Consider the following 10,480-nt stretch of genomic DNA (forward strand, 5'->3'; position numbering starts at 1 on the left):
CGGATCCTGGACCGGGCTTCATTGACGATGGTCCAGGGGGGTCTCCCCCCAATGTTCCAAAGGGGGCGGATGGGGTCCGGGGAAGGCAGCGCCTTCCCAGGGAACCCGCCTAAAGGTGCTAAAACCCCTAAAAGCCCTTTAGATTTCGCCATATCCCGTTGAAAAGGCGCCAAACCCGCCGACGCCTTCTAATTCTAAAGTCGCCTCAACCCTCTCAACGGGTTTAGCGCCCTCAAAACCACACCCCGCCGCGCCCCTGCTTGACCCCGGCGCCCTCGCCTCCGCATATGCACGTCATGTTCCGGCAGCCCGCCCTTCGAATTAGCGGCCCGGCCCTCCTCTGAGGGTCGGGACACGCCGCGCGCCGAACACCCCCTTTCGCGCCCGCCCGCCGGGCCGCCCGAGACCGCACCGATGACCGACGCCGCGACCCCCGACACGACGGCACGCGACTACCGCGCCACCGTCTTTCTGCCGAAGACCGAGTTCCCCATGCGCGGCGACCTGCCGAAGCGGGAGCCGCAATGGCTGGAGCGCTGGCAGCGCCTCGACCTCTGGAACCGCATCCGGGAGAAGTCGAAGGACCGCCCGACCTTCGTCCTGCATGACGGCCCTCCCTATGCAAACGGCCCGCTGCATATCGGCCACGCCCTCAACAAGATCCTGAAGGACGTCATCAACCGCGCCGCCCAGATGGCCGGGCATGATGCCAACTACGTGCCGGGCTGGGACTGCCACGGCCTGCCGATCGAATGGAAGATCGAGGAGGAGTACCGGTCCAAGGGCAAGGACAAGGACAGCGTCCCCACCCTCGATTTCCGCGCGGAATGCCGGGCCTATGCCCAGCACTGGCTCGGCGTGCAGCGAGAGGAATTCAAGCGCCTCGGCGTCTTCGGCGACTGGCAGGGCCGCTACGCCACGATGGACTTCCCGTCCGAGTCGGTGATCGCCGGCGAGATCGGCAAGTTCCTGATGAACGGCGCGCTCTATCGCGGCCTGCGCCCCGTGATGTGGAGCCCGGTCGAGAAGACCGCGCTTGCCGAGGCCGAGATCGAATACCACGACCATGTCTCGCCCACGCTGCACGCGCTGTTCCGCGTGCTGCGCGCCCCGGCCTCCCGCCATCTGGTCGGCGCCGATGTGGTGATCTGGACGACGACGCCCTGGACCATCCCGGGCAACCGGGCGCTGGCCTATGGGCCGGAGATCACCTACGCCGAGATCCATGTGGACACGGTGAGCGATGGCGCGCTGGTGAAGCCTGGCGCGCGGATGCTGGTGGCGCTGGCGCTGCTGCCGCAATTCTGCACCGACGCGAAGATCGCCACCCACACCCTGGTCCGCACCTTCCCGGGCACGGAGTTCGAGGGCGCGGCGTGCAGCGCGCCGCTGCGTGGCCATGCCGGCGCCTACAACCATGATGCCGTCATGCTGGCCGGCGACTACGTCACCGATGACGCCGGCACCGGCATCGTCCACATCGCGCCGAGCCATGGCGAGGAGGACTTCGCCCTCGTCGTCGCCTACAACCGCGCGAACCCCGACAGCCGGATCGAGATCCCCGAATGCGTCGGCGATGACGGCACCTACACCGTCCAGGCCCCGGGCTTCGAGGGCCAGCACGTCTTCAAGGCGCATAGCTCGGTCTATGCCGCGCTGACCGCGCTTGGCACCCTGGCGGCGACGGGCAAGCTGCAGCACAGCTACCCCCATAGCTGGCGCTCCAAGAAGCCCGTGATCTACCGCGCCACGCCGCAATGGTTCATCGCCATGGATGATGAGCGCCAGATCCGCGCCAAATCCCTCGACGCCATCGCGAAGACTCACTTCGTCCCCGATATCGGCCGCAACCGCATCGGCAGCATGGTCGCGGCCCGGCCGGACTGGTGCATCAGCCGCCAGCGCGCCTGGGGCGTGCCCATCGCCGTCTTCGTGGAGAAGCGCACGGGCGAGCCGCTGCGCGACCCGACCGTCATGGCCCGCATCCTGGAAGCCTTCCGGGTGGAGGGCGCGGATGCCTGGTACCAGCCCGGCGCCGCGCAGCGCTTCCTGGGCAATGAGCGGAATCCGGACGACTACGAGCAGGTGATGGACATCGTCGATGTCTGGTTCGAATCCGGCAGCACCCACGCCTTCGTCCTGCCGCCGCGCGGCCTGCCCTTCCCGGCGGACCTCTACCTCGAAGGCTCGGACCAGCATCGCGGCTGGTTCCATTCCTCGCTGCTGGAGTCCGTCGGCACCAACGGCGTCGCGCCCTTCAAGGCGATCCTGACGCATGGCTTCGTGCTCGATGAGCAGGGCCGGAAGATGTCGAAGTCACTCGGCAACGTCACCGCGCCCCAGGACGTGATGAAGCAGTACGGCGCGGATATCCTGCGCCTCTGGGTGATGAACGCCGACACCTCGCTCGACCTCCGCATCGGGCCGGAAATCCTGAAGCAGCAGGCGGAACTGTATCGCCGCATCCGCAACACGCTGCGCTGGCTGCTTGGCAGCCTGGATGGCTTTTCGGACGCGGAGAAACTGCCCCACGCCGAACTGCCGGAGCTGGAGCGCTGGGTGCTGCACCGCCTGACGGAGCTTGATACGAAGCTCCGCGCCGCGGCCGATCCCGCCAGCCCGACGCGCTTCGACTGGACCGGCGTCTATCCCGAGATCCACAATTTCTGCTCGACGGATCTCAGCGCCTTCTACTTCGACATCCGCAAGGACGCGCTCTACTGCGATGCGCCGGACAGCCTGCGCCGCCGCGCCGCGCGGACGGTGCTGGATGTGCTGCATCGCTGCCTCTGCGCCTGGCTCGCCCCGGTGCTGTCCTTCACCGCGGAGGAAGCCTGGCTGGCGCGCTTCCCGTCGGACGATGGGTCCATCCACCTCGAGGATTGGCCCGCCATCCCGGCCGCCTGGCGCGACGATGCGCTGGCCGACAAGTGGAAGGCAATTCGGGAGACGCGCGGCACCGTCACCACCCAGCTGGAAGCGCTGCGCAACGCGAAGGAGATCGGCTCCTCCCTCCAGGCCGCGGTCACGCTGCGGCTGCCGGAAGGCGCCACGCTGCTGGATGCCGCGCGGTGGGAGGAAGTGCTGATCGTCTCCGACGTCACCATCGCCGCCGGCGACCCGCCGCACGAAGCCGGCAAGGCCCCCGGCGAGAAGTGTGAGCGCTGCTGGCGCGTGCTGCCCGAGGTCGCGGGCCATGCCGGGAAACTCTGCCGCCGCTGCGATGCGGTGGTCGGCGCCGCCTGATGCTGCGAATCGGCCTGATCCTCGCCATCCTGGTCCTGGTCGCCGACCAGGTCTCCAAATGGTACATTCTCTATGAGGTCGGGCTGCCGCAGGTCGGGCACATCCCGCTTTTTGCCTGGGGACCCTTCGGCTTCGACCTGACGATGGTCTGGAACCGCGGCGTCACCTTCGGGATGTTCGCGGGCGACGGCCTCTGGACCCAGGTCGCCCTCGGCGTCATGGCCCTGGCCATCGCGGCCTTCCTGCTGCGCTGGATGGCGCGGGCGGAAAACCGCCTCACGGCCCTGGCGCTCGGCGCGGTGGTCGGCGGCGCGGTGGGCAACGTGATCGACCGTGCCCGCTTCGGCGCCGTGGCGGATTTCGCCGACGCCCATGCCTGGGGCTGGCATTGGTATGTGTTCAACGTGGCGGATGCCGCCATCGTGATCGGCGTCTGCTGCCTGCTCGCGGATGCCTTGTTCCGGCCCTCAGGCGGCGGTAAGGATCAGACGCCATGAACCGTATCCGCACCCTCCTGCTCGGCTTGCCGCTGGTCGCGACGCTCGCGGGCTGCGGCGGCGACACCGCCCGATCCCTCGGCTTCACGCGGGACCCGCCGGACGAATTCCAGGTCACGACCCGCGCGCCGCTCTCCGTGCCGCCGCGCATGTCGGACCTGCCACCCCCCACGCCGGGCGCCCCCCGGCCGCAGGACCAGGCCCGCGCGCCGGCCGCGATCCTCGGCGGAGGCGCGTCCGGCACCACCGCCGCCGCGCCGTCGGGCGCCGAACGCGCGCTGCTGGCCCAGGCCGGCGGCCCCGTTACCGGCGATGTCCGCCGCGCGGTCGATGCCGAAAGCCTGCGGCTGGACCGGCCTGAGCGCAGCGTCGTGGACCGCCTGATGTTCTGGCGCGAAGCACCGCCGCCCGGCACCGCCGTCGATTCGACGCGCGAGGCCCAGCGCCTGCGGGAGAATGCGGCGCTCGGCCGTGAGACGACGGAGGGCACCACGCCCATCCAGCAGCCCGCCACTACCAACAGCCGCACCGGCATCCTGAACCGGCTGTTCTGACGCCAAGGGCGAGGCCCGGGGGTCCCTCCCTATGGGCCTTCCCCTGGGCCTCCCCCTGGGCCTTCGCCGCGCGGGCCCCTATCTAGACGGCTTCGTGACCGCTTGTGCATGGCGGCGGCTGATGATGTGCGGGGGCTTTTCGTCCTGGCATCGCCAGGGCGGGACAGCGCCGCAAAGCTGACCCGCCGCCATTCGCAAGCGGTCACCCCACCTCCCCGACTGGTAGCCGCCCCGTGAACGACCCGAATTCGACTCCCGCCTTCCTGAACCATGACCGCCCGCCGGTGCCCGATATCGTCGTGCCGCGCGGCGTGCTGCCCTTCCACCTGGAGGAACAGCCCGTCCGCGGCCGCCTGGTGCGGCTGGGCGCGCTGGCCGATGCGCTGCTCGGCCGCCACAGCCAGCACCCCGCAATCCTCAAGCTGATGGGGGAGGCGCTGGCCCTGACGGCCGCGCTCGCCACCGCGCTGAAATACAAGGGCTCCTTCAGCCTCCAGGCCAAGGGCGACGGCCCCGTCACCATGCTGCTGGCCGATTGCACGGATGCCGGCGAGCTGCGTGGCACCGCCAAGGTTGATGCGGAAAAGCTCGATGCCCTTCTGGCCGAACACCCCCAGCCCAGCCCGAAGCAGCTGCTGGGCAAGGGCTACCTGGCCTTCACCTGCGACCAGGGCCCGGACATGGACCGCTACCAGGGCATCGTCGCGATCGAGGGCGACAGCCTGGCCGAGATGACCGGCGCCTATTTCGCGAATTCGGAGCAGCTGAAGAGCCAGGTCTGGCTCGCCTGCGGCCGCAGCCTGGGCGGTTGGCGCGCCAGCGCGCTGGTGATCGAACGCGTCGCCGCCGATGGCGGCATCGGCGCCGCCCTGGATTCGGAAGCCCATGACGATGCCTGGCGCACCGCCCAGGCCCTGGCCGGCACCATCACATCCGCGGAACTGCTGGATGATGCGCTGACGCCCGACCAGCTGCTGCACCGGCTGTTCCACGCGGAAGGCCTGGCGCCTGACCTTGCCCGCGCACTCTCCTACGGCTGCCGCTGTTCCCGCGCGCGCCTGGCCTCCGTGCTGGAAAGCTTCGGGCAGGACGATCTGGACCACATGGCGGAGGCCGGTGCCATCACCATGACCTGCGAGTTCTGCGCAGTGGATTTCCGCTTCGACCGCGCGGAAGTGCGCGGCCAGGCCGGGCGGGCTTAACCTCGCCCGTTGCCCATCGGGCGCGCCCCGTGTCTAGAGCACGCTGCGTTCGCTTGAACGCAGCTCGTGCTCTAGAAGTTATTGAATCTAGAGCAAGAAATGCGTTCAGATGATTCCATCTGAACGCATATTGCTCTAGTCTCGCCCATTCCTGCCGGAGGCCCCCCGATCCCATGCCCCCGAATATGACTGTCATGCGGCGGTCGCTGCTGAAGGCCCCCCTGCTGCTGCCCATCGGCCTCGCCGCCTGTGGCGGGGATCCCGAACCCGTCTCCCTGTCGCCCCTCGTCTCGGGCTACCGGCACCTCACGCCGCTGCGCCTCAACGTGCAGGATATCGAGGTCGCGGACCCCGCGCCTGGAGCCGTCCAGATCTCCGCCCCCGCGCCCGCGCTGCGGCCGGATGTGGAAATGCGGCGCATGGCGAATGAACGCCTTGTGCCCGTCGGTACCGAAGGCCAGGGCCGCTTCATCATCAGCCAGGCGCGCTTCACCCGCGAACGCCTGTCGGGCGGCGGCGGCCTGACCAGCCTCTTCGCCGGGGAGCCGGGCGAACGCCTGACCTGCCAACTGGTCTGCCGGCTGGAAATCCTCTCCCCCGAAGGCCGCCGCGTGGCCTTCGTGGAGGCCGAGGCCCGCCGCGGCCGCACGCTGCCCGATGGCGCCAGCCCCGGCGCCCGCGCCCGCGCGGCGGAGGATGTGGTGAGGGAGGCGATGGACCAGCTCAATGTCGAGTTCGAGTTCCAGCTCCGCCGCACGCTGCGCGCCTGGATGCAGGACGCCGTGACCACCCCCGCCGCGCCCCCGCCGGAATCGGTGGAGCGCGAGGACCTCTCCGCCACCCGGCCACGCTGAGGGATCACCGCATGCCCGTCACCTTCGCCAACCCCGATGGCGTCCACGCCCCCGGTTCGCGCTATTCCCACGCCGCGCTGGTGGAGGGGCCGCACCGGCGCCTCGTCATGTCCGGCCAGATCGGCGTGCGGCCCGATGGCAGCGTCGCCCCGGGCGGGGAGGCGCAGATCGCCCAGGCGCTGGCCAATCTCGGCGCCATCCTGGCCGCCCATGGGATGGGGCCCGCCAATATCGTGAAGATGGGCGTCTTCCTGACCGACCGCGCCCTGATCGGCCCCTGGCGGGCGGAGCGGGAGAAGTTCCTCGGCACCCTCGCCCCCACCAGCACCCTGCTGATCGTGGCCGGCCTGGCGGACCCCCGCTTCGTGTTCGAGGTGGAGGCCGAGGCCGTCGCCTGAACGGAGGGCGCCTGCAAGCGGGCGCCTAACCAAACAGCGCCGCCAGCTGCGGCGACGTGAATTGCTGCAGCTGCGCCTGGGTGAAGGCGGCGACCTGGCGGGCGCGGATCGCGGCCAGCTGCGCCGTCGTCACCGCTGCCAGTTGGCCATTGTCCAACCCTGCCAGCGTCCCCGGCAGCATCGCCGCGAAGCCATCCGCGCCCAGCACGCCGATATCCGTGGGCTCCAGCGCCTGGAGCTGCAGCGTGGTCAGCCCCGGCGTATCCTCCGGCCCCAGCGCCGCCAGCGCCTCCGTGGTCAGGGACGCGACCTGCGCCGTGGTCAGGGCGGCGATCTGCGTCGTGGTCAGGGCGCGGAGCTGGGTGGAGGTGAAGGCGCCCAGCTGCTCCGTGGTCAGCGCCAGCATCTGCACCGTGCTGAGCCCGGCGATCTGCGCGGTATCAAGCACGCCAATCTGCTCCGTCGTCAGCGCCCGGGTCGCCGAATAGCCCAGGGCGCCGATCTGCGCGGCGGATAGCGCGCCCAGCATCGCCGTCGTCAGGGCGCCGATCTGGGCGGAGCCGAGGCCGCGCATCTGCGCACTCGTCAGCCCCGTGATCCCGGTGCCGAGCGCCATCAGCGAATCGGTGGTCAGCCCCGCGATCGCGCTGGACCCCAGCGCGGCGATGGCAGTGGAGGACAGGCCCGCGACGGCCGCGCTGCCCAGCGCCTCCGTCTGCGTGGAAACCAGCCCCGCGACCTGCGTGGTGCTCATCGCGCCCAGCCGCGCCGCGACGCTGGCAGGATCGAGCCCGCCGATGGCCGCCGACGACAGCGCCCCGAATTGCGTCGAGGACAGCGCCGCGACGGAATCGGAAGACAGCGCCGCCAGCGCCGCGGAGCCCAGCGCCGCCACCTGGCCCGTGCCCAGCGCCTGCAACTGCGTGCTGCCAAGCGCCGCCAGCACGCCGGGCTGCAGCCCCCCGACCACGGCGGGCGCCAGCACCGCCAGCCGCGCCGTGCCCTGCGCCGCCACCGCGCCGGCCTGCAGCGCGGCACCCTGGGTGGAGGTCAGCGCCGCCAGGCCGGCCGTCGACAGGGCGGAGAGGAAGCCGGCATCCAGCGCCCCGATCGCCGCCGTGGACAGGCCGCGGATGGCGCCGCTCGACAGCGCGATAAGCCCGGTGGTGCCGATGGCGGCCATGTCCTCCGCCTCCAGCGCCCCGGCCTGGCCGGCATCGAGGGCGCCGATCTGCGTGGTGCCGAGCGCCGCCAGATGTGCCGTCCCCAGCGCGGCCAGCGCGGCCGGGCGCAGCGCGCCGATGGCGGCGGAGGAGAAGGTGGCGATCTCCCCCGGGTCCAGCGCGGCCATCGCCCCCGACGAAAGGCCGGCGATCGCCCTGGTGGAAAGCGCCGCCCATTGCCCGGTTGAGAAGCCCGCCAGCACCGTGGAGGTCAGCCCCGTGGCCTGAACGCGGGTGAGGGCGCCGAGCTGCGTCGTCGTCAGCGCCCCGATCCGGTCTGCGTCCAGCGCCTCGACCTGGGAAGCGGTCAGGCCGGCGATCTGCGCGGTGGAGAGCGATGCCAGGCGTTCGGTGGACAGGCTCGCCAGCCTGGTCGGCAGCAGCCCGCCCAGCGCGGCGGGCGACAGGGCGGCCAGGCCCGCGGTGCCGAGCGCGGCCAGGCCTTCCGTCGTCAGCGCCGCGCCCTGGGTGGCGGTCAGGGCGCCGATCTGCGTCGTCGTCAGCGTGGCGACCTGCGTCGTGGTCAGCGCGGCGAAGGCGGTGCTGGATAGGGCGGCGACCTGCGGCCGCCCCAGCGCCGCCAGGGCCGTGCTGGACAGCGCCGCGACGCCTTCGGTCGACAGGCCCGCGATGGCCGTGGAGGAGATGGCCGCGACCTGGGCCGTGGTCAGCGCCGCGATGGCGGTGCTGGCCAGCACCGCCAGCTGGGCGGAGCCGAGCCCCGCCACCTGCCGCGACAACAGCCCCGCCACCTGCGTCGTGGACAGCGCCGCCAGCGTCGCGGGTGGCAGGCCGCCGAGCGCGCCGGCGGAAAGCCCATCCAGAGCATCGACGCTGAGGCCCTGGACCGCCGCGGTCGACAGCCCCGCCAGTGCGGCCGAACCCAGCATCGCCACCTGGCTGGCGCTCAGCGCCGCCAGGCTGGCGGAGCCGAGGGCGGCCATCTGCGTCGAGCCCAGCGCGCGGATCTGCGGCAGGCGGAGTGCCGCCAGCGTTTCCGTCCCCAGCGCGGCGAAGGCGTCGGAGGAGAGGGCGGCCAGCGCGGTCGGCGGCAGCGCCGCCAGCTGGTCCGGCCGCAGCGCGGCGATGATCGTCGATGACAGGGCGCCGACCTGCGCGGCGCGGAGCGACGCCATCTGCGTGCTGGTGAGGGCGCGGAGCTGGTCGCCGGACAGGGCGGCGAAATCCTCCGCCGCCAGCCCCGCCACGCCCGCGGCGGAGATGGCGGCGAGCTGCGCGGTTTCCAGGGAGGCGACCTCCGCCGCCGAGAAGGCCTCGATCTGCGCGCGGCCGAGGGCCCTGATCTGCCCGGTGGTCAGCGCGTCCAGATCCTCCGTGCCCAGCGCCGCCACCTGGCCCACCGTCAGCAGCGCCATGGCGGAGGCGCTGATCGCCGCAAGCTGCGCGCCCGAGAAATCCGCCAGGTCATCGGCGGCGATCGCCGCCAGCTGCCGCCCCTCCATCGCCGCCAGCTGGGCGGGGGAGAGCGCGCCCAGCGCCTCGGCGGAGAGCCTGGCGACGGCGATGGACCGCAGGCCGCCGGCGGCGGCGGGGGACAGGGAAGCGATCTGCGCCGTGCCCAGGGCGGCCAGCTGTGCGGGCTTGAGCGCGCCGGCCTGCAGGCGCGTCAGGCTGCCCAGCTGCGCCGTGGACAGCGCCGCGATCCGGTCCGTGCCGAGGGCGGCGAGGCTGGCCGTCTGCATGGCCGCGAGCGCCGCGGTGCCGATCGCGCCCAGGGCCTCCGCGCTGAGCGAGGCGGCCGCGAGGGGCCGCAGTGCCGCGACCTGGCGCGCGCCGAGCGCGCCCGCCTGGCTGGCGGAGAGGCTGGCGATCTGGGGCGGGGAGAGGGCGGCGATGCCGGTGGCCGGGATGGCGCCGATCTGCGCCGTGCCGAGGGAAGCGACCTGGGCGGAATCCAGCGCGCCGACCGTCCGCGCCTGCAGCGCGGCGATGGCCCCTGTGCCGAGGGCCGTGAGTTGGCCGGTGCCCAGCGCCGTCGCCTGGGTGGAGGAAAGGCCGCTCCAGGCGCGGGGCTGGATCTTGCCGATCGCCTCCGGCGTGAAGGCCGCCAGCTGGTCCCGGCTGAGCACGGCGATCGCCTGGGGCGTGATCCGCGCCAGGAAGGCATCACTGAGGTTGCCGATCTGCGTGGGTGTCAGGGTGTTGACCGTGAGGGTCTGCCCCGCGGCCCGCAGCGTGACCGATGTGACCTGCATCGCCCTCTGCCCTCGTCCCACGCGGGGCCGGGAAGGCCCGGCGCCCGGCGTCGTCCAGCGAAGCGGCCGCATGGCAGGGTGGAGGCCAGGGCGGCAGGGTCATTCTGCCGTGGCAATGGTGAAGATTGGGTGGATGGCCGGCTGGCCCCGCCGGGTGGCTACGCCATCAGCGGCGGCGCGTGATGACCTGCGGCCATGGACGGCCGCAGGTCGGTCGGGGGCTACCCCTCTGCGCCAAGGCTGGCTTTCAGCCCTCTGCGCCAAGGCTGGCTTTCAGCCCTCCGCGCCAA

Annotated in this window: 7 protein-coding genes; 6 read left to right on the top strand and 1 reads right to left on the bottom strand. The window is 71.8% G+C overall.

Going from position 1 to position 10,480, the window contains the following annotated elements:
• Positions 1 to 414: 414 nt before the first annotated feature.
• The 6 genes from ileS to ACTIE5_RS25260 all read left to right on the top strand — a co-directional run bounded on the left by ileS (position 415) and on the right by ACTIE5_RS25260 (position 6,751).
• The gene (gene ileS, locus ACTIE5_RS25235; protein ID WP_439552495.1) at positions 415 to 3,246 is read left to right on the top strand and encodes an isoleucine--tRNA ligase; all 2,832 of its coding nucleotides are present in this window, start codon (positions 415 to 417) and stop codon (positions 3,244 to 3,246) included.
• Positions 3,246 to 3,743 (top strand): signal peptidase II, encoded by a 498-nt coding sequence (gene lspA, locus ACTIE5_RS25240; RefSeq protein WP_439552496.1) that lies wholly within the window; start codon positions 3,246 to 3,248, stop codon positions 3,741 to 3,743. The genes ileS and lspA overlap by 1 nt, the downstream gene beginning before the upstream one ends.
• Positions 3,740 to 4,297, top strand: coding sequence for a DUF3035 domain-containing protein (locus ACTIE5_RS25245; RefSeq protein ID WP_439552497.1), 558 nt, complete (start codon positions 3,740 to 3,742; stop codon positions 4,295 to 4,297). The genes lspA and ACTIE5_RS25245 overlap by 4 nt, the downstream gene beginning before the upstream one ends.
• Positions 4,298 to 4,530: 233 nt before the next feature.
• On the top strand, positions 4,531 to 5,499 hold the full coding sequence (locus tag ACTIE5_RS25250; protein WP_439552498.1) for an Hsp33 family molecular chaperone HslO: 969 nt from the start codon (positions 4,531 to 4,533) through the stop codon (positions 5,497 to 5,499).
• 173 nt (positions 5,500 to 5,672) lie between these two features.
• On the top strand, positions 5,673 to 6,353 hold the full coding sequence (locus ACTIE5_RS25255) for a hypothetical protein (RefSeq protein WP_439552499.1): 681 nt from the start codon (positions 5,673 to 5,675) through the stop codon (positions 6,351 to 6,353).
• Between the two features lie 11 nt (positions 6,354 to 6,364).
• Positions 6,365 to 6,751, top strand: coding sequence for a RidA family protein (locus ACTIE5_RS25260; RefSeq protein WP_439552500.1), 387 nt, complete (start codon positions 6,365 to 6,367; stop codon positions 6,749 to 6,751).
• A 25-nt stretch (positions 6,752 to 6,776) separates the two neighbouring features.
• Here ACTIE5_RS25260 and ACTIE5_RS25265 read toward each other — a convergent pair whose 3' ends face one another.
• On the bottom strand, positions 6,777 to 10,190 hold the full coding sequence (locus ACTIE5_RS25265) for a beta strand repeat-containing protein (RefSeq protein ID WP_439552501.1): 3,414 nt from the start codon (positions 10,188 to 10,190) through the stop codon (positions 6,777 to 6,779).
• Between the last annotated feature and the right edge of the window lie 290 nt (positions 10,191 to 10,480).

It is taken from the genome of Falsiroseomonas sp. (assembly GCF_051859025.1).
Taxonomy (GTDB): Bacteria; Pseudomonadota; Alphaproteobacteria; order Acetobacterales; family Acetobacteraceae; genus Falsiroseomonas.

Bases quoted from the DNA above. Each gene is read 5' to 3' on its own strand.
- ACTIE5_RS25255 (WP_439552499.1), top strand. From the start codon at position 5,673: ATGCCCCCGAATATGACTGTCATGCGGCGGTCGCTGCTGAAGGCCCCC.
- ileS (WP_439552495.1), top strand. From the start codon at position 415: ATGACCGACGCCGCGACCCCCGACACGACGGCACGCGACTACCGCGCC.
- ACTIE5_RS25265 (WP_439552501.1), bottom strand. From the start codon at position 10,190: ATGCAGGTCACATCGGTCACGCTGCGGGCCGCGGGGCAGACCCTCACG.
- ACTIE5_RS25245 (WP_439552497.1), top strand. From the start codon at position 3,740: ATGAACCGTATCCGCACCCTCCTGCTCGGCTTGCCGCTGGTCGCGACG.
- ACTIE5_RS25260 (WP_439552500.1), top strand. From the start codon at position 6,365: ATGCCCGTCACCTTCGCCAACCCCGATGGCGTCCACGCCCCCGGTTCG.
- lspA (WP_439552496.1), top strand. From the start codon at position 3,246: ATGCTGCGAATCGGCCTGATCCTCGCCATCCTGGTCCTGGTCGCCGAC.